The sequence below is a fragment of the Streptomyces sp. NPDC003327 genome (assembly GCF_053589515.1).
This window is the reverse complement of sequence record NZ_JBSFSA010000007.1, coordinates 14,661-33,250: the sequence shown is the minus strand read 5'-3', so window position 1 is coordinate 33,250 and position 18,590 is coordinate 14,661. Positions and strand designations below refer to the sequence as shown.

Here is an 18,590-nt window from a genome sequence, read left to right as displayed (position 1 = left end):
GCGCGTCCCGGGGTCGTGCGGGGGGCTGGTGTCTCACGGCGGGCCGGTGGCTCACGACGTTCCGGTGTCTCACGGTGGGCCGGCGGCTCGGCGCGTCCCGGCGGGTCAGCGCGGCCGCCGGTCGCCCGGCTGCGCCGCGCGCTCCGGGAGGAGGGAGAGGGACGCGCGGACCCGCTTCCCCTCCGGGGCGGGCTCCACGGTCAGGCTCTCGCAGACGGCGAGGACGATCTCGACGCCGTGCTGCCCGATGCGGCGGGGGTCGTGCCCGCGGGGTACGGGGGCCGAGGCCTCGCCGTCGAAGACGGAGATGTCCAGGGTGTCCCGCCGCAGTTCCAGGAGCAGTCGACAGGAGCCGGCCGCGTGCCGGACCGCGTTGGTCACCAGCTCGCTGACCACCAGCTGCGCCAGTTCGACGCGCTCGTCGGCCACCGGTCCCCGTACGGAAGGGGCGGCCGCGAGGAAGTCGGCCGTGAAGGCGCGGGCAGCGCCGACCGCGCCGCCGTGCTGGGCGGTGTCGTACACGGCACTCGCGAACAGCAGGGGGTCCGGTGTGGCACGCTCCACGGTGGTCGCGTCCGTCATGGCGCTCGTACTCCCCTCGTCCGGATGGCGGCACGGCTGGGCACCTCACCCTCCGCCTTTCCCCTCTTCCGGGTTCCCACACCGTCCGCACCACGGATCACACCCCCGACGGCCCCTCCGGGGAGCGTCGGCGGTGCGGAACGGGTTCTCGGTCGCACCCGGGACCGGGCGTCCGGTTCTCGTGGCCGCGCCAGTCGACACAGAGTACGAGAACGGCGTCCGGTGCGTCACGGGGTGTCCCCCGCAGTGCCCGGACGACGGCCGCGGGGGCGTCCGGTCCGCTCACGCCTCCGGCCCGGGCCACGGCGCGGGCGACAAGGCCGTCGGCCCGCTCGTGTTCCGCGGTGGCCGACGGCTCTCCGGCGCCGGAGGCGACGAAGACCAGCCGGTCGCCGCGCCGGAGGCGCAGGCGCTGGGTGGCGTAGACGGTGTCCTCGAACATGCCCAGGGGCAGCTGGCGGTCCAGTTCGACGCGCTCGGTCACCGCGTCACGGGTCCGCCAGAGCGTCGGCGACCCGGCGTCGACCACCTCGACCGCACCGGTGCGCAGGCCGATCCGGAGCAGCAGCGCGGAGAGCGGGCTGCTCCCCCGGTACTGCCCGTAGAGCGCCTGGTCGGTGAGGCTGGCCTGTCCCACCAGGTCCAGTCCGGCCCGGCGGGCGTTGCGCAGGGCGTTCAGCGCGAGGGTGCTCACCAGGGCGGCCGGGGTGCCGGGGCCCGCGCCGTCGGCGACGACGAGCTGCAGTTCGTCCTCGGTGACGCTCCAGTCGAGCAGGTGCCCGCCCGACGAGTACGCGGGCTCCCAGTGGGCGTGGAGGTCGAACGCCGGCCCGGCGCAGGCCCGGCCGCGCAGGGTGTCCCACTGCATCTCCCCGGCGAGGCTGAGGGCGTGCGCCCTGCGGGTGACGCGGTAGAGGTCCGTGTGGCGGTCGGCGACGCGCAGGGCGTGTCCGACCGTCTCGCCGACCCGGGCGAGGTTCGCGGTGGTCTCCGGCGTTCCGCGGTCCGCGGGCAGGACGACCACGAGGACGCCGAAGCGCTCGCCGCGGACCGTGACGGGAAGGTAAACGGTCGCCGTGGGCCCGACATCGCGGAAAAGATATGGTTGCTGCGTACGGAAGACGCGGCCGGCGGGGCCCGCGTCCACGGGCACGTACGGCGTCCCGGCAGGTGTCTGCACGGGCTCCACGGCGCGTAGGGACGTGAATCCGTAGTCGATGAGCAGCAGGTCGGCGGAGGCCGCGGCGTACAGGTCCGCCAGGCTGGTACGGAGGGAGTCCAGAAGAAGGTGTGGTGCCGCCCCGCGCAGTGCCCCATCCACTGTCACGTGTCGATTCACCGGATTCGTACCGCCTTCTGGAGAGATGTGGAGATGACCGGTCCGTCGCAAGGACGACGCCTTCGGCCCCGGACGCCCGAGGAGTGTCGGCAGGCATGAAGAGCAACCCCGCCCCTTCCCCGCGGGAACCGCAGCGGACGGCCGAGGCCGCCCGGGAACTCATCGAGCTCCTGGAGGTGCTGTGGGAGCACGGCCGGGACATGGTGTCGGCGACACCGGTCTCGGCGAGTCAGCTGCGCGTGCTGTACAGCCTGGACCGCGAGGAGGGCATCAGCCTGCGCTCCCTCGGTGAGCTGCTCGGCTCCGCGCCGCCGTCGGTGAGCCGCATGTGCGACCGGCTGGAGGCGCTGGGCTTCGTCCAGCGCCTGCCGAGCCCCGTGAGCAGGCGGCAGCTGGAGCTGCACCTGACGGTCCACGGCAAGGCGTACCTGCGGGAGCTGCGCGCCCAGCGCGAGGAGGCGCTGCTCGCGGTCATCGCCGACATGACGCCGACGAGCCGCAAAGCCCTGCTGCGGGGGCTCACCGGCTTCCACGAGTCCGTGGGGAGGAGCGGACCGACCGGTGCGTCACGCCCCGACACGCCGCCACTGAAGGACGTCAGCTCGGCCTGATCCCGCCGCGGCGCCGACTGCCGCCGGGCGCCCACCCCAAATCCTCATTGCCACCTCTCGCCGACGTCGACGCCTTGTACCGGGCACTCGCCAGGTGTTGCCCCAAGGATACAGTTGTCGCGCGGCAAGCGTTCACACGGCTCCGTGCCAGTCGAGGCAGACGACGAGCGCGTCGTCCTCCAGCGGGCTGCTGCCGTGGTGGACGGCGAGTTCCCGCAGCACCGCCTCCGGTACGAGCGTGGGAGGCAGCAGGCGCGTTCCCCGGAGCGCGCGGGCGAGCGCCCGGTCCCCGTAGCTCTCCCCGGTCGGCGAGACCGCCGCGTACACGCCGTCACTGCCGAACAGCAGCCGGTCCCCCGGCCGCACGGTGAACCGCTCGGGTTCGTAGACGGTGTCCTCGAACATGCCGAGCGGCAGCTGCGCGTCGAAGCCCATGGGCTCCACCTCGTGGCCCCGCAGCCGCCACAGGCGGGGCGACCCGGCGTCCACGGCCTCCACCTCGCCGGTGGCCAGGTCGAAGCTGAGCAGGAGCACCGACACGTAGGACGTGCCCCGGTACTGCGCGTACACGGCCTGGTCGGCCAGCGCGGCCTGGTCGGCGAGGGCCAGTCCGGCCCGGCGGGCGTTGCGGAGCGCGTTGATCGCGAGGTTCGTCAGGAGGGCGGCCTCGATGCCCTCCCCCATCCCGTTGGTGACGGTCAGGGTCAGCCGGCCGTCGGAGACCGACCAGTCGTAGTTGTCGCCGAAGATGGCGTACGCGGGCTCCAGATGGGCGGCGAGCGCGAACTCGGGGCGCGTGCACGAACGGCCGGGCAGCAGCTGCCACTGCATCTCCGCCGCGAGCGTGAGCCGGGTCGCCCGCCGGGCGAGGACGTACAGGTCCGTGTCGCGCTCGGCCACCAGGATCTCGTGGCCGAGGGCCTCGCAGACCTGGGCGAGCGCGGGCAGCAGGGACCCGAGGTCGGCCCCGGGAGCGAGCACGACCGTCAGGACGCCCAGCCGGTCTCCGCGGACGGTGACGGGAAGGTGGACCAGGAGCGGCTCGGAGTCGTCGGCGCCCTCGGAGCCGTCGGCGGTGGACGACTGGGGGGCGGCGTGCGGTTCCCTGGCGACGTGCGGCTCGTGGGCGACGTACGGCTCCTGGGCTCCGAAGGCACGTCCCTGCGGGCTGGCGTGGATCGGGACCGACGGCTCCGCCCCGGAGGCACGCTCGACCAGCTGGAGCGTCCGCAAACCGTAGTCGGCCAGGCGGAGTTCCACCCGCAGGACGCCGAAGTGCCTGCGCAGGGCGTCCTCCGCGACGCTCACCAGCTGGTGGGGCGCCGCCCGCCGGAGCGTCTGCTCGATGTCGGCGATCTCGTGCACGGTCTCGCTCTTCCTTCCTTCCTGGACCCGGTCCCGTACTCCGGGACCGCCCGGCCCTGTCGCTATCTCGCGCCGCCGGCCGCGGCCAGCGCCTCCGCCACGCCGTCGTGCGGCGGCATCGTCGTCGTCACTCCGGTGATCTCCAGGATGCGTCGCACCGCCGAGGTCGGCGCGGCGAGATAGAGGTCGCCGCCGTTCTCCCGCGCCATGTGGACCGCCCTGATCAGAACGTTCAGACCCGAGGAGTCCATGAAGCCGACGGCGGACAGGTCGAGGACGAGGTGGGGCCTCCCCTGACCGAGCTGCTGCCTCAGGTGGTCTTCGAGACGGCCGACCGTCTCCATGTCGAGCTCGCCCCCGACGGACAGCACCGCCGTGCGGGCGTCGCGGATCTCGACGTCGACATCCAGGTTCGGTTCCTGCTCGGACATGTTCCCTGCTTTCGGGGGGTGAGGGGGTCGTGGAACGGACGATCGGGCTCAGAACACCTGGACGCCGACCACACAGGTGTCGTCGTCCGTGTCCGACTTGCTGCGCGCCAGCAGCTGGTCCAGCCGTCGTTCGAGGCTCTCGGCCGGCAACCGGGCGACGGTGAGCAGTTGGGCGACGGAGTCGTGGACCGCGGTGTCCCGCCGCTCGACCAGGCCGTCGGTGTACATCAGCACGGTGTCGCCGGGTTCGAGCCGGAGCTCGGCCTCCTCGTACTCGGCCTCGGCGAGCGCTCCCAGCAACAGCCCGCGCAGGAGGGGCTGGTCGACGGCCTCTTCCCCCCGGACGAGCACCGGCGGGAGGTGCCCCGCACGGGCCCAGCGCAGCGTGCGGTTCTCGGGGTCGTAGACGCCGCAGACCGCGGTGGCCGTGACGTGGGCGGTGAGGTGGTGGGCCACGCTGTTGAGCCAGGACAGCAGCTGTCCCGGCCCCGCGCCCGTGACGGCGAGGCCGCGCAGCGCGTTGCGCAGGACCACCATCCCGGTGGCGGCCTCCACGCCGTGCCCGGCGACGTCTCCGACGCACACGAGCACCTTCTTGGACGGCAGCACGACGGCGTCGTACCAGTCACCGCCGACCAGGGAATCGGACTCGGCCGGGCGGTAGCGCACGCCGACGTCGAGCCCGGGCGCGTCGAGCGGCGGCTTGGCCGGCGGCATGATCGCGTGCTGGAGCTGGAGGGTGAGCCGGTTGCGTTCCTCGGCCTCCTCCTCCGTGGCGGCCAGCCGGTCGCGGGTGGCGGTGAGGGCGACCTCCGTCCAGTGCTGCGCCGAGATGTCCTGGTAGGCGCCCCGGACGGCCAGGAGGCCGCCGTCGGTGCCGAGGGCGGGTTCGGCGGTCACCCGGATGTGGCGCGTGACCCCGTCGTGGCGCAGCATGCGGAAGGCCGTGGAGCTCACCCGCCGCTGGTGCAGCACCGTCTGGAGGAAGCGCCGGATGGTGTCGGCGTCGTCGGGATGGGCGTGGGCGGCCAGGTCGCGCAGGGCGACCGGCGGCTCCGTCGACCGGAGGCCGAACAACTCGAAGAGCTGGCCGTGCCAGGTGATCTCCCCGGTGACGAGGTCCTCCTCGAAGGCGCCGACCCGGCCGAGCCGCTGGGCGTGCTGGAGCAGGCTGGCGAGGCGGGCCGACTCGTCCTCGACGCGCCAGATGAGCAGGACGCTCGCGCCGCACCGGCTGATGCTGATGTCGGCGAGCGAGGTGAGCGGCACCTGGTCCACCAGGGCGGTGAGCCGGGTGCGGCTGGCGCGGAACGGCTCGCCCGTGGCGTAGACCCGCTCGATCCGGTCGAAGAGTTCGCTCTCGCCGGCCGTCGCCGGGTACGCCTCCAGGAGCAGCGCTCCCACGACGGCGCCGCGCGGCCGGCCCGCCGGGTCGCGGAACTGCGCGTTGGCGTGCCGGATGCGGAAGTCGGCGAGCCTTCCGGACTCGTCCAGGTGTGGGGTCAGGACGAGGGCGGGGTCGTACAGCCCGTCGGCGAGTTCGGCCAGCTCCGGCGCCCCGTCGCCGACGGGGGCGAGGGAACTCGCCGGGAAGGCGTGCTCGGGCAGCGCCTCCAGGGTGTGCGCGCAGAGCTCCGCGAGGGCCTCGATCTGGCGCTCCACGGCCTGCGGCTGGGGGTCGAGCGGCCGGGGCCAGCAGATCTCCAGGACGCCGTGGATGCGGCCGCCGGTCCCGGCGGGGACGACGACGCGGCCGCCCTCGGGATGGCGCCCGCGGCCGATCGACGGCATGCCGGCGTCCGCGAGGGAGGAGTACCAGATGGTGCGGCGGCCGGTCAGGGCCTGGCGGGCCGCGGTGGTCACGCCCGGGGGTACGTAGTGCCAGCGGGCCGCCTCGTCGAGACCGAACCCGGCGTGGCCGCGCAGGCTCAGCGAGGCGTCAGGGCCGGTGGTCCAGATCGCCACGGCGACGGCGCCGAGGGGTTCGAGGGCATGGGTGAGGAGCGACTCGGCGACGGCCTGGGTGTCGCCCGCGCTCAGCACCGCGCTCTCCGCGGTGCGCAGCCGCACGGCGACCGAGTCGGTGGGCCCGGTGGCGCCGGGCTCCGAGACGGCGGTCCGCACGAACTCGTCCGTGACCTCGGCGACCCGGTCGCGGGCCGCCTGGTTGATGATCTCCGCGGCGAACTCCAGCCGGGACAGCCCGGCCCGGTCGGCGAGTTCCGCGAGCTGCCGCGCCGCCTGGGCGGGGCCGCAGCCGAGGCGCTCGACGATGACGCCCTTGGCGAGTTCGATCAGGGCCCGCCCCTCGGCCGCGGCGTGCGCGGCACGCACCTCGCCGCGCAGCCGCTCCACCGTGGCGGCCAGCCGCCCGTCGGCGAACTCGTCCCGGGCGGCCGCCCACTCCCCGGCCTCGGCGGAAGCCGGGAGCGGTACGGCGTCGGCCGCCCAGGAGGCGTGGGGCAGGCCGGGGGTGTCGAACGCACGGGGTGCGACGGGGGGCTCGGCCGCACCGGCGGCCTCCGGCGACTCGGACGCCTCGGAGGCTCCGGACGCCCCCGGGTGCGCGGGCGCCTCAGGCAGCTCGTCTACACCGGGGGTCCCGGGGGCCTCGGCCAGCTCGGACGCACCGGGAGTCCCGGGGGCCTCGGACAGCTCGGGGGCTCCGGGCGCCTCGGACGCACCGGGCACCTCGGGCACTACTGGTGCCTCCGGCGCCTCCAGCGCCACGGATGCCTTGGACGCCCCGGGCGTCACGGGCGTCACGGGCGCTCCCGGCGCATCGGGCAGCCCGGGCGTCCCGGGAAGACCGGCCGTCCCGGACGCCTCAGTCGTCCCGGGCGTCACGGGCGCTCCCGGCGCATCGGGCAGCGCAGACGGCTCGGGCAGCACCGACGGCTCGGGTGCCTCAGGCGTCTCAGAGGTCGGGTTGTCTTCGCCGGGGAGGTCCGCGGAGGGGTCTCCGCCCCGGAAGCGGGGGCCGCTCACGTCGCTGGCTCCTCGGTCGGGGCGGCCTCGGGGCCGCCGTACGGGCGGGGACACGGTGCGCCCGGGCTCCGCGGAGCCCGGGGCGGACCGGTGAGGACGGTAACCGGACTACGCATCGTTCAGCCACCGGCTCACGCAGGCGATCAGCTCGTCGGCGTCGACGGGCTTGGTCACGTAGTCGCTGGCCCCCGACGCGAGGCTCTTCTCGCGGTCGCCGGGCATGGCCTTGGCGGTGACCGCGATCACGGGCAGGTCCGCGAACTGCGGCAGCTCCCTGATCCGTGCCGTCGCCGTGTAGCCGTCCATCTCCGGCATCATCACGTCCATCAGGACGAGCGCGACGGCGGGGTTCGCCAGGAGCGTCTCGATGCCCTTGCGGCCGTTCTCGGCGTGCAGCACCGTGATGCCGTGCAGCTCCAGGATGCCGCTGAGGGCGTAGACGTTGCGGGCGTCGTCGTCCACGACGAGGACCGTCCGGCCGTGCAGCGTGGTGTCGATGGCCCGGGGCGCCGGGGCCCGGTGGTCGCCGCGCACCAGGGGCACGACGTCGCCGGGCTGCTCGGCGGACAGGTGCAGGGCGATCCGCTCGCGCAGCTCGTCGAGGCTGGAGAGGAGCTCCAGCGGACGGCGGCGGGCCAGTTCCTGGAGGGCGCTCTCCTCCTCTGCGGGGAGCCGGCGGTTGTTGTGGGCGAGGACGGGGACGGTGCGCAGCGCCTCGTCGCCGTCCATGGCCTCCAGGAAGCGCAGGGCGTCGCCGTCCGCCATGTCGACGTCGAGCACCACGCAGTGGAACGGCTGTGTGGCGAGCGCGCTGGCGGCCTCCTGGGGTCCGGCGACGGCGATCAGTTCGATGGCCGCCCGCTCGGAGGGCCCGCCGTCGGCGGCGAGCTGGGTCACCGCGTTCTCGGCGACGACCGCGAGGAGCCCGCGCGGGCGCTCCTCGATCACGAGGAGGCGCCGCGTCGGCCGGGCCGTCGGCACGCTCTGCCTGGCGGCGGGCAGGGCCGGCAGGGCCTCCCCGGCCGGCGCGGGGACCGCGGGGGCCGGGGAGGTCTCCGCCTCGGCACCGCCGCCGGGCCGTTCCGTGAAGTCGTTGCGGGTGACGGGCAGGTAGAGGGTGAAGGTGCTGCCCTCTCCGGGCGTGCTCGTGACCGTGAGGGCGCCGCCGAGCAGGTAGGCGATCTCCCGGCTGATGGAGAGGCCGAGGCCGGTGCCGCCGTACTTCCGGTTGGTCGTGCCGTCGGCCTGCTGGAAGGCGCCGAAGATGGCCTCCAGGTTCTCGGCGGCGATGCCGATGCCGGTGTCGGCGACGCGGAAGGCGACGACGGGGCCGCCCCGGAGGACCGCCACGGGGAGTTCGTCGTCCGACGCCGGTTCGATGCGGAGTTCGACGCTGCCCTGCTCGGTGAACTTGACGGCGTTGGAGATCAGGTTGCGCAGCACCTGCCGGAGGCGGGTGTCGTCGGTGACCAGGTCGACGGGGACGCCGGCGGCCGTGGAGACCGTGAAGGTGAGGCTCTTCTGTGAGGTGAGGGGGCGGAAGGTGGCCTCGACGTAGTCGAGCAGCCTGCGCAGGGACACGCGTTCCGGGTTGAGGTCCATCTTCCCGGCCTCCACCTTGGACAGGTCGAGGATGTCGTTGATCAGCTGCAGCAGGTCGGATCCGGCCGAGTGGATGATGCCGGCGTACTCGACCTGCTTGGCGGTGAGGTTGCGGGTCGGGTTCTGGGCCAGCAACTGGGCGAGGATCAGCAGGCTGTTGAGCGGGGTGCGCAGCTCGTGGCTCATGTTGGCCAGGAACTCCGACTTGTAGGTGGAGGCCAGCGCGAGCTGCTGGGCGCGATCCTCCAGCTCCTGCCGGGCCTGCTCGATCTGGAGGTTCTTCGCCTCGATGTCGCGGTTCTGCGTGGCGAGCAGGGCCGCCTTCTCCTCCAGTTCGGCGTTGGAGCGCTGGAGTTCCTCCTGCCGCACCTGGAGTTCCTCGGTGCGCGAGCGCAGCTCCCCGGCGAGGCGCTGGGACTCGTCGAGCAGTTCGTCGGTGCGGGCGTTGGCGACGATGGTGCTGAGGTTGACGCCCACCGTCTCCATCAACTGCTCCAGGAAGTCCCGGTGCACGGCGGTGAAGGGGCTGAAGGACATGAGCTCGATGACGCCGAGCACCTGGTCCTCGACGACGACCGGCAGCACCACGAGGCTGCCCCGGGCCGTGCTGCCGAGTCCCGAGGAGATCGTGACGTAGTCGGCGGGCACGTTCTCGGCGGCGATGGTGCGGCGGCTGCGGGCGGCCTGTCCGACGAGCGACTCGCCGAGCCGGAAGCGGCTCCGGCCCTGGTCCCCGGCGGGTCGGCCGTAGGAGCCGACGAGGCCGAGCTCAACGCCGTCGGCCCCTTCCTCGGCCAGGTAGAAGGCGCCGTACTGGGCCCCGACGAGCGGGGTCAGCTCGTCCATGACCAGTTCGGCGACGACGGCCAGGTCGCGGTGGCCCTGCATCAGGGCGGAGATGCGGGCCAGGCTCGACTTGAGCCAGTCCTGCTCCTGGTTGGCGCGTGTCGTCTCGCGGAGCGAGCCGACCATCGCGTTGATGTTGTCCTTCAGTTCCGCCACCTCGCCCGACGCCTCGACGGTGATCGAGCGGGTCAGGTCGCCCTCGGCGACGGCGCTGGCGACCTCGGCGATGGCGCGAACCTGGCGGGTGAGGTTGCCGGCCAGCTCGTTGACGTTCTCGGTCAGCCGCTTCCACGTGCCGGAGACACCCTCGACCTCGGCCTGGCCGCCGAGCCGGCCCTCGCTGCCGACCTCGCGGGCCACGCGGGTGACCTCGGCCGCGAACGAGGAGAGCTGGTCGACCATCGTGTTGATGGTCGTCTTCAGCTCCAGGATCTCGCCCCGGGCGTCGACGTCGATCTTCTTCGACAGGTCGCCGTTGGCGACGGCGGTGGTGACCTGGGCGATGTTCCGGACCTGGCCGGTCAGGTTGTTCGCCATGGAGTTGACGTTGTCGGTGAGGTCCTTCCAGGTGCCGGCGACGTTCGGCACCCGGGCCTGGCCGCCGAGCCGGCCCTCGGTTCCGACCTCGCGCGCCACCCGGGTCACCTCGTCGGCGAAGGCCGAGAGGGTGTCCACCATGGTGTTGATGGTGTCGGCGAGGGCGGCGACCTCGCCCTTGGCCTCCACGGTGATCCGGCGGGAGAGGTCACCCCGGGCCACGGCGGTCGCGACCTGGGCGATCGAACGTACCTGCCCGGTGAGGTTGGACGCCATCACGTTGACGTTGTCCGTGAGGTCCTTCCACGTGCCGGAGGCGCCCCGGACGGTGGCCTGGCCGCCGAGGTTGCCCTCGGTGCCGACCTCGCGGGCGACACGGGTCACCTCGGCCGCGAACGCGGACAGCTGGTCGACCATCGTGTTGATGGTCGTCTTCAGCTCCAGGATCTCGCCCCGGGCGTCGACGTCCACCTTCTTCGACAGGTCACCGCCCGCGACCGCGCTGGCGACGTCGGCGATGGCCCGCACCTGGGCGGTGAGGTTCCCCGCCATGGAGTTGACCGAGTCCGTGAGATCGCGCCAGGTGCCGGAGACGCCCTTGACGTCGGCCTGGCCGCCGAGGATGCCCTCCGTGCCGACCTCACGGGCCATGCGCGTGACCTCGTCGGCGAAGGCCGACAGCTGGTCGACCATCGTGTTGATGGTGTTCTTCAGCTCAAGGATCTCGCCGCGCGCGGCGACGTCGATCTTCTGGGAGAGGTCTCCCTTGGCGACCGCGGTGGCGACCTGCGCGATGTCACGCACCTGGGTGGTGAGGTTGCCGGCCATGGCGTTCACGGAGTCGGTGAGGTCGGCCCAGCTGCCGGAGACGCCCGGCACCGCGGCCTGCCCGCCCAGCGTGCCCTCCGTGCCGACCTCGCGGGCCACCCGCGTCACCTCGGAGGTGAACAGGGAAAGCTGGTCGACCATCCCGTTGAACACCGTGGCGATCTCGCCGATCAGCCCGTCCGCCTCGTCGGGCAGGCGGGTGCCGAAGTCACCGTCCCGCACCGCGGTGAGCCCGGCCAGGAGCTGTCGGAGCTCGGGCTCGCCCACCGTGCCGGGCCCGGGACGTCCCCGGTTCGAGGAGCCCTTGGTCGTGGTCTCAGACATGCGCCATCCTCGTTCGCCACCAAGCTTGCGCTCACGGACCGTCCGGCGCCGGTCACCGGCCGGTCGCCCGCTCCCCCAGGACGGCTCCGGCCGCGATCGTTGCCGTGCGGCAATCGTGACGACACTACCCCCAGGTGATCGACAGGAGGAGGGCGGTGCCGTGTGATGAGGCCGGAACCCGCCGTCGAACCGGTTTCCGGTCGCGTACGGCGATGGGGGGCAGCGGGCCGACGCCCCGCCCGTACCGCCGCGCATGCCACGCCGGAGCGGGGGTACACGGTGCGTCGAACCGGGCGGTCCCGCCCTGACGACGAGGGGAGCAGTACGTGTTGATGGCCCATCCCGTGGTCCTGCGCAATCTCATCGAGCAGTACGAGACGCTCGCGGTGCTCCAGGCGCAGGACGGCAGCGAAGAGGTCCGCCGGCGCATGGACGACCTCGCGTACACGCTGTGCGTCTCCACCGGTACGCGTGACGTGGACGCGGCACTCATAGCGGCCCGCCACCGGCTGCCGGGCGCGCGCCCGGAGGACGACTCGGTGCTGACCGCCTGAGCGCGCGAACCCTCCGCGGCGCACGGCCGCCCCGTCTGGTTGGAAAGGGAGACCCCCTATGACCCGTACCGTCGCCCAGGTGATCGTCGACGGTCTCGCGGACCTCGGCGTCGGCCACGTCTTCGGAGTGGTCGGCGACGCCCTCAATCCGCTGACCGACGCCGTCCGGACCACCGAGGGCATCGACTGGACCGGCTTCCGCCACGAGGAGGCGGCGGCCTTCGCCGCCGGGGCGCGGGCCCAGCTCTCGGGCGAGCTCGCGGTCTGCATGGGCACGGTCGGGCCGGGCTCGGTGCACCTGCTCAACGGCTTGTACGACGCGGCCAAGAGCGGTGCGCCGGTCCTGGCGATCTGCGGCCAGGTGCCGCTGTCGGAGGTGGGCGGGGACTACTTCCAGGAGGTCGACAACGACCTCCTCTTCCGGGACGTGGCCGTCTACCGGGCGACGGTGACCTCCCCCACCCAGATGCCGCGGCTCCTGGAGTCCGCGGTCCGGGCGGCCGTGACCCGGCGGGGCGTGGCGGTGCTGACCGTGCCGGGGGACCTCGGCGACCAGCAGGTGGAGGAGGACCGGCCGACGCGGTTCGCGCTGCCGCGCCCGGCCGTTACCCGCCCCGACGACCCGGCGCTGACCGAGGCGGCCGGGGTGATCGCCGAGGGTTCCCGGGTGACGCTCCTGGTGGGCCGCGGTGCCCGGGAGGCCCGCGAGGAGGTCCTTGCCACCGCCGAGCTCCTCTCGGCGCCGATGGTGCTGACGCTGAAGGGCAAGGAGGGGTTCGAGGAGGACAACCCGTACGAGGTCGGCCAGACCGGCCTGATCGGCAACCCGGCCGCGGCGCACGCGATGGACACCTGCGACACGCTGGTCATGCTGGGGACGGACTTCCCCTACCGCGACTGGTACCCGGAGGGCTGCCGGGTCGTGCAGATCGACGTGCGGGAGGAGCACCTCGGCCGCCGCGTCCCGGTCGACGTCGGTCTCGCGGGGGACGTGGGCGCGACGCTGCGGGCCCTGATTCCGCTGCTGACGCCCGTTCCGTCGCGGTCCCACCTGGACGAGTCGCGCAAGCGGTTCGTCGAGTGGGAGGAGGGCCAGGCGCGCCTCGCCGACCCCGCGCACGACAAGCGGCTGCTGGGGCGGGTGCGGGCCATGCTCGACAACCGGGAGGAGGAGATCCGCCCGGAGGCCCTCGCGGCCGCGGTCGACCGGCACGCCGCCGACGACGCGATCTTCACCTCCGACACCGGCATGGCCACGGTGTGGCTCTCGCGGTACGTGCGGATGCGCGGCGCCCGGCGCCTGATCGGGTCGTACAACCTCGGCTCCATGGCCAACGCCATGCCACAGGCCATCGGCGCGCAGCTGTGGGCGCCGGACCGCCAGGTGGTGGCCTTCTGCGGCGACGGCGGCCTCGGCATGCTGCTCGGCGATCTGATGACCATCCGCTCCGAGCGGCTGCCGGTGAAACTCGTGGTCTTCGACAACCGCCGGCTCGGGATGGTCAAGCTGGAGCAGGAGCAGGCGGGACTGCCGGAGTTCGGGACCGTCCTCGACAACCCCGACTTCGCCGCGGTGGCCCGGGCGATGGGGCTGACCGGCATCCGCGTCACCGATCCGGGTGACCTGGACGAGGCCGTGCGCGAGGCGCTCGCGGAGGACGGCCCGGTGCTCCTGGACGTCGTGACGAACCCCGCGGAGGTGGCCGTGCCGGCCAAGCCGACGGTCGCGCAGGGCTGGGGCTTCGCCATCGCCAAGATCAAGGAGAACCTGCCCTCGGGCGGCTCCTGACGGACACCCGCGCGTTCGCGGGCTCGCCGGGCTCACGCTCGGTGGGCCCGCGCTCGTGCGTCCCCGCGCTCGTGCGTCCCGGACCTGTGCCCGTCGGACCGCGTCGCACGGAGCCGGACGGAGCCGGACCGCGTCGGACCGCGTCGCACGGAGTCGGACGGAGCCGGACCGCGTCGGACCGCGTCGGGAGGTGCGTACGGCACGCAGGGGCGGCCCCCACTCGGGGGCCGCCCCTCAGCCGTTGCCCGTACGGGCGCGGAGGCGCCTGTCCGCGCCGGACCGTCAGACCGATCCGCGCCAGGCACCCGTCTCGTGGCCGCCACGCTCCTCGATGAACGACTTGAACCGCTTGAGGTCGCCGGTCACCTTGCGCTTGACGAACCCGAGCTTGTCGCCGACCTGCTCCGTCAGCCCCTCCGGGGCGAAGTCCATCTGGAGCATGACCTTCGTCCGGGAGTCGTCGAGACGGTGGAACGTGACGACGCCCGCCTGCCGCGCCTCGCCCTCGACGGTCGTCCAGGCGATGCGCTCGTCCGGGATCTGCTCGGTCACGACGGCGTCGAACTCCCGGCGCACACCGCCGATGTCCGTGACCCAGTGCGTGAGCGTGTCCGTACGCTGCTCGATCCGCTCCACGCCGTCCATGAAGCGCGGGAACGTCTCGAACTGGGTCCACTGGTCGTACGCGGCGCGGACCGGAACCTCGACCTCGACGGACTCCTCGACCTTCGACATGCCAACACCTTTCGACGGGGTTGCCCGCCCGATCCGGACGGGATTGCCGTGATTCACGTATCCCGTCCCCGGGACCTCACACCTGCGTCCTGGAAATCCGACCCGTCACGTCTCGGGGGCACGGGCGCGGATGTTCATGGAAGGACGGGGCACGCGACAGCCGCGAGCCCGTGCACGCCCCGGCGGGCGGCACACCCGTCGATCGGCCCCTCGGCAGAGGCCGACGCCACCCTCAGGGAGCTACCCATGCAGGTCCGTGCGATGCCCGCCCCTCCGGATCCCGCGCCGACGGCGCACGCGATGGCCGACCGCTACCGGCTCGGCCGTCTGCTGGGCCGCGGCGGCGCGGCCGACGTGTACGAGGGGCTGGACCTGCGGCTGCGGCGCCCGGTGGCCGTGAAGGTGTTCCGCCCCTCGGACGCCCGCCGGGCCGGCACCGAGTGCGGCGAGGAGGCCCGCCTCCTGGCGCGGATGCACCATCCCGGACTGGTCAGGCTGTACGACGCGGGCGAGGACGACGGCCGTCCGTTCCTCGTGATGCAGCTCGTCCGCGGGGCGACCCTGCGGCGGAGGATCGCCCGCGCGGTCCTCACGCCCGTGGAGGCCTGCCGGCTCGGATCCGCCCTGGCCTCGGCCCTCGCCCACGTCCACGCCCACGGGGTCGTGCACCGCGACGTCACGCCGTCGAACATCCTGCTGGACGAGGCGGACACCCCTCATCTGTCGGACTTCGGCATCTCCCGCCGCTTCGACGGTCCCGGGGACGCCGTCGCGCCCGAGCCGGACGACGCGCTCGTCGGGACCGCCTCGTACATGGCGCCCGAGCAGGCCCTGGGCCGGAGTGCGGGGCCCCGGGCCGACATCTACAGCCTCGGTCTGGTGCTCCTCGAAGCGCTGAAGGGCGAGGCGGAATACGGGGGCTCGCCCCTGGAGGCGGCGCTCGCGCACCTGAACCGTCCGCCGGTGCTGCCCCCGGCCCTGCCCGCGGGGCTGGCCGGTCTGCTGACCGCCATGACGGCCCGGCCCGCCGAGGTGCGTCCCGACGCGGCCGCGTGCGCCCGGGCCCTCGCCGACCCGCGCACCGTCGCACGCGCGGACGTACACCGTCGGCCGGTGCAGGGTCACGGACGACGCCACCGGCACCGTTCCCTCCTCGCGGCGACGCCCGTCGGCCCCAGGGTGCTGCGCCGCCTGACCCGGCAGCCGGACGCCTCGGCGCGGACGGTGCCGATGGCGGCGGATGTCTCGGCGCCGGTGGCGGCGAAGTCCACGGCGCCGGAGGCGGCGAGGTGTGAGACGGCGGTACCGGGCAACACGGAGTGACAGGACGAGGACTCGGAGCCCGGGGCCACTCGCCCTCGACGACGAGGAGCGGACCGTCCCGCCCTGCCGATCGGAGGAGAATCCCATGACCGCACTGCTCGCCCGCATCAAGCGATTCGCCCGCAGCCCCCAGGGGCGCAGCGCGGCGGCGTCCGTCCGCCGGGCCGCCGCCGACCCCCGCAAGCGCGCCCAGGCACAAGGCCTGCTCCGCAAGCTGCGCGGCCGCCACTGACGGCCGCGACGCAAGGCCGCCACCGAACGTCCGCCACCAGGCCGCCGATGGGCGGACCCGCCCGGAGGGGCGGCTGCCACGGACCGACGCCCCGCGCGCAGTTCGGCGCGGGGCGTCGTCGCGTTCGCCGTACGGGCGCGGGGCGCGGGGCGTCCTCGTGGGCGGCCGACGGCGCGCCGGTCAGTGCCTGAACGTGTCCTTGCCCTTCTCCCCGGCCTGCTTGGCGTCGGCCTTGGCCTGCTCCGCCCGCCCCTTCATCTCCATGCTCTCGTTGCCGACGGCCTTGCCGGTGGTCTCCTTGGCCTTTCCCTTGACCTTGTGTCCGACGTTCTTGGCCTTCTTGCCCGTAGCCATCACAACCCCTTGCTCGACGTTCTCCGCGGCGACGCGGACGCGCGGCACCGCGCCGGTGAAGTCACCCGGGCGGCTGCCCCGTGACCGGGCTGCCATGCGGGTTTTCCGGCGGCCATCCGCCTCTCCCCGGCGCCCCTTCTCAGGGCGGTGGCAGGAGCGTGCCGAGCGGGCCGAGGTCGAGGTTGAGGTCCTCCAGCGTGAGGTCGTACCGCTCGCAGAGTTCGGTCATGCGGTCGTGGAGGATCATCAGCGTCAGTCCGAGCCGCTCCTCCTGGTCCTCCGTGAGGTCGCCCTGGTCCACCCGGCGCAGCGCCTGCCGTTCCATGAGCTGCCTCAGCAGCTCGACGACGGTGAGGACGAGCCGGACGAGGTCCCGTTCCACCGTCTCGGGGTCGGTGCGCAGGCGCGGCACGGGGCGGTGCGCCTCGCTGTCGACGCGCGCGAGGTCCTCGGGGGCGGCCGGGAGCAGGGAGAGGGCCCGTCGCGCCGCGTCGGCCACTTCCCGGCTCCGGTCAGGCCGGGTCACGGCGCCGCACCTCCAGATCCTCCCCCGCGTCCGGGGCGCCCAGGGAGGTGAGGGCCCACGGGCTGTCCGCCTCCGCCGCGACCACGACGGCGCGCAGGGAGATCTTCACCAGGTCGATGTCGGTGATGGAGAGCACCAGGTCCCCGGTGAGCACCACTCCCCCGGTCAGCATCCGGTCCAGGAGGTCGACGAGCGCCACCTGCCGCTCGGCATGCGGAGGGGGAGGCGGTGCCGGTGGCGGTGTCCGCGTCGGTGCCGGTGCCGGTGCCGGTGCCGGTGGTTCGTGGTCGCGCGCCGTCATGGCCGGTGCTCCTCCTCCGGCGTCTCGACTCCGGCGAGCGCGGCGAACGAGTACGGTGCCCACGGCCCGGTGATCTCGACCCGCACGCCCGTCAGGTCGCGCGCCGCGCGCCCCACCCGTTCCCGGAACTCCTCGGCGCGGCCTTCCGGCACGAGGTACGAGTCGTTGGCGACGTTCTCGCCCGTCCCGACGGCCATCGGGCCTTGCTGCGGCCGGTGCCGGGCGCGCTCCACGGCCACGTCGCCCGCCTCCGACTCGATCCGGCGCACCGCCTCGGTGGCCGCGGACCAGGCGGCCCCGCGGTCCTCGCGCTGCCGGCGTCGGCGGCGCAGATAGGCGCGCCCGGGATCGGGCGGGTCCGCCTGCTCGTCCTCCACCGGGGCGGTGGGAGCCGGGGCCTCGGCGTAGACCTTCACCCCCCATTCCTCGTGGTCGGCGAACCGGTCCAGCAGGCCCCTGAACGCCGCCTCCCCCCGGCGCAGCACGTCGCGGACGCGGTCGTCGTCGACGTACACCGTGGCCAGTCGGAGCGGGAGCACGGTGGTATGCGAGGCGAGCAGTCGCACGACGTCGTGGTGGGCCCTGGCCACCCGCTCCAGCCAGGACAGGTCCTCCAGGTGGACCTTCAGGGCGGCCTCGGAGTAGTCGGACTCCGGCACGGAGCTGACCACCGCCGCAAGGTCCCCCTCACGTACCAGCCGTACGGCTCCCGCGTCCGCTCCCGGCGCGACGCCCTCGACGCCGTGCAGCGCGCCCTCCGCCAGGGAGGCGGTGGGGCGCACGACGGCGTACGCGTAACTCAACTCCGCGCCCATGACGTCACTCCCGCGGCTCCCGCCGCTCCCGCTCCCGTTCCCGCTTGCGCCTCGGCTCGGCTTCCGGCGGCCGGTCCGGCTCCGCCCCTTCGGAGGTCCGGCGCCGTCGGGGCGCCCCGCCGCTCGACAGCTCGCCCCGGGATGCGGCGCGTGCCCGGAGCGCCTTCACCTCGGCGCGCAGGCGCTCGTTCTCGTCCTCCAGTTCCTCGTGGCGGCCGGCCCGCGACGACAGCGCGGGATCGTGCTCCCACCAGTCGATCCCGATCTCCTTCGCCTTGTCGACCGAGGCGACCAGGAGCCGGAGGCGAATGGTCAACAGCTCGATGTCGAGCAGGTTGATCCGGATGTCGCCGACGATGACGATGCCCTTGTCGAGCACGCGTTCCAGGATGTCGGCGAGGTTCGCCCCCTGCGGCTGGCCGTACGAGTAGAGGGAGCCGGAGGCGGAGGCGGTGGGAGAGGGGCCAGGGCCCCGGGGGTCTGATGCAGCCACGGCGGATTCGACCTC

General features: G+C 73.6%; 17 protein-coding genes. 5 read left to right on the top strand and 12 right to left on the bottom strand.

Going from position 1 to position 18,590, the window contains the following annotated elements:
• Positions 1-105 precede the first annotated feature (105 nt).
• Positions 106-582: an ATP-binding protein gene (locus ACWDVG_RS08670; protein ID WP_451697502.1), complete on the bottom strand. Its 477-nt coding sequence runs from the start codon at positions 580-582 to the stop codon at positions 106-108.
• A 97-nt stretch (positions 583-679) separates the two neighbouring features.
• The gene (locus tag ACWDVG_RS08665) at positions 680-1,909 is read right to left on the bottom strand and encodes a PP2C family protein-serine/threonine phosphatase (protein WP_451697500.1); all 1,230 of its coding nucleotides are present in this window, start codon (positions 1,907-1,909) and stop codon (positions 680-682) included.
• Between the two features lie 107 nt (positions 1,910-2,016).
• Between ACWDVG_RS08665 and ACWDVG_RS08660 the strand changes: the two genes are divergently transcribed.
• Positions 2,017-2,532, top strand: coding sequence for a MarR family winged helix-turn-helix transcriptional regulator (locus ACWDVG_RS08660; RefSeq protein WP_451697498.1), 516 nt, complete (start codon positions 2,017-2,019; stop codon positions 2,530-2,532).
• Between the two features lie 132 nt (positions 2,533-2,664).
• On the opposite strand, the gene ACWDVG_RS08655 is transcribed toward ACWDVG_RS08660, so the two are convergent.
• The 4 genes from ACWDVG_RS08655 to ACWDVG_RS08640 form a co-directional block, all read right to left on the bottom strand.
• Positions 2,665-3,897 (bottom strand): PP2C family protein-serine/threonine phosphatase, encoded by a 1,233-nt coding sequence (locus ACWDVG_RS08655; protein ID WP_451697496.1) that lies wholly within the window; start codon positions 3,895-3,897, stop codon positions 2,665-2,667.
• Positions 3,898-3,959: 62 nt separating this feature from the next.
• Complete coding sequence (locus ACWDVG_RS08650; RefSeq protein ID WP_451697494.1) at positions 3,960-4,328, bottom strand: STAS domain-containing protein; 369 nt, start codon at positions 4,326-4,328, stop codon at positions 3,960-3,962.
• Positions 4,329-4,376: 48 nt separating this feature from the next.
• Positions 4,377-6,911: a SpoIIE family protein phosphatase gene (locus tag ACWDVG_RS08645; RefSeq protein ID WP_451697838.1), complete on the bottom strand. Its 2,535-nt coding sequence runs from the start codon at positions 6,909-6,911 to the stop codon at positions 4,377-4,379.
• A gap of 513 nt (positions 6,912-7,424) precedes the next feature.
• Positions 7,425-11,453: a HAMP domain-containing protein gene (locus tag ACWDVG_RS08640; RefSeq protein WP_451697492.1), complete on the bottom strand. Its 4,029-nt coding sequence runs from the start codon at positions 11,451-11,453 to the stop codon at positions 7,425-7,427.
• 326 nt (positions 11,454-11,779) lie between these two features.
• On the opposite strand from ACWDVG_RS08640, the gene ACWDVG_RS08635 reads away from it, so the two are divergent.
• On the top strand, positions 11,780-12,007 hold the full coding sequence (locus ACWDVG_RS08635; protein ID WP_451697490.1) for a DUF5133 domain-containing protein: 228 nt from the start codon (positions 11,780-11,782) through the stop codon (positions 12,005-12,007).
• Positions 12,008-12,065: 58 nt separating this feature from the next.
• A complete protein-coding gene (locus ACWDVG_RS08630) occupies positions 12,066-13,796 on the top strand; it encodes a thiamine pyrophosphate-dependent enzyme (RefSeq protein WP_451697488.1) in 1,731 nt (576 codons plus the stop codon).
• Positions 13,797-14,078: 282 nt separating this feature from the next.
• Here the strand turns inward: ACWDVG_RS08630 and ACWDVG_RS08625 are convergent, their stop codons facing one another.
• Complete coding sequence (locus ACWDVG_RS08625) at positions 14,079-14,531, bottom strand: SRPBCC family protein (protein ID WP_451697486.1); 453 nt, start codon at positions 14,529-14,531, stop codon at positions 14,079-14,081.
• Positions 14,532-14,777: 246 nt separating this feature from the next.
• On the opposite strand from ACWDVG_RS08625, the gene ACWDVG_RS08620 reads away from it, so the two are divergent.
• A complete protein-coding gene (locus tag ACWDVG_RS08620) occupies positions 14,778-15,854 on the top strand; it encodes a serine/threonine-protein kinase (protein ID WP_451697484.1) in 1,077 nt (358 codons plus the stop codon).
• Positions 15,855-15,939: 85 nt separating this feature from the next.
• Entirely contained in the window at positions 15,940-16,086 is a 147-nt protein-coding gene (locus ACWDVG_RS08615; protein WP_451697482.1) for a hypothetical protein, read from the top strand.
• Between the two features lie 180 nt (positions 16,087-16,266).
• Here ACWDVG_RS08615 and ACWDVG_RS08610 read toward each other — a convergent pair whose 3' ends face one another.
• The 5 genes from ACWDVG_RS08610 to ACWDVG_RS08590 all read right to left on the bottom strand — a co-directional run bounded on the left by ACWDVG_RS08610 (position 16,267) and on the right by ACWDVG_RS08590 (position 18,575).
• Positions 16,267-16,536, bottom strand: coding sequence for a CsbD family protein (locus ACWDVG_RS08610; RefSeq protein ID WP_451697480.1), 270 nt, complete (start codon positions 16,534-16,536; stop codon positions 16,267-16,269).
• 43 nt (positions 16,537-16,579) lie between these two features.
• Positions 16,580-16,966, bottom strand: a complete 387-nt coding sequence (locus ACWDVG_RS08605; RefSeq protein ID WP_451697478.1) for a gas vesicle protein K — start codon at positions 16,964-16,966, stop codon at positions 16,580-16,582.
• Complete coding sequence (locus ACWDVG_RS08600; protein WP_451697477.1) at positions 16,953-17,165, bottom strand: gas vesicle protein; 213 nt, start codon at positions 17,163-17,165, stop codon at positions 16,953-16,955. Before ACWDVG_RS08600 ends, ACWDVG_RS08605 begins: the two co-directional genes overlap by 14 nt.
• A 98-nt stretch (positions 17,166-17,263) precedes the next feature.
• Complete coding sequence (locus ACWDVG_RS08595; protein WP_451697475.1) at positions 17,264-18,082, bottom strand: GvpL/GvpF family gas vesicle protein; 819 nt, start codon at positions 18,080-18,082, stop codon at positions 17,264-17,266.
• A gap of 4 nt (positions 18,083-18,086) precedes the next feature.
• Positions 18,087-18,575 carry a gas vesicle protein gene (locus ACWDVG_RS08590; RefSeq protein WP_451697474.1) on the bottom strand — a complete coding sequence of 163 codons (489 nt, stop codon included), beginning with the start codon at positions 18,573-18,575 and terminating at the stop codon, positions 18,087-18,089.
• Positions 18,576-18,590 lie beyond the last annotated feature (15 nt).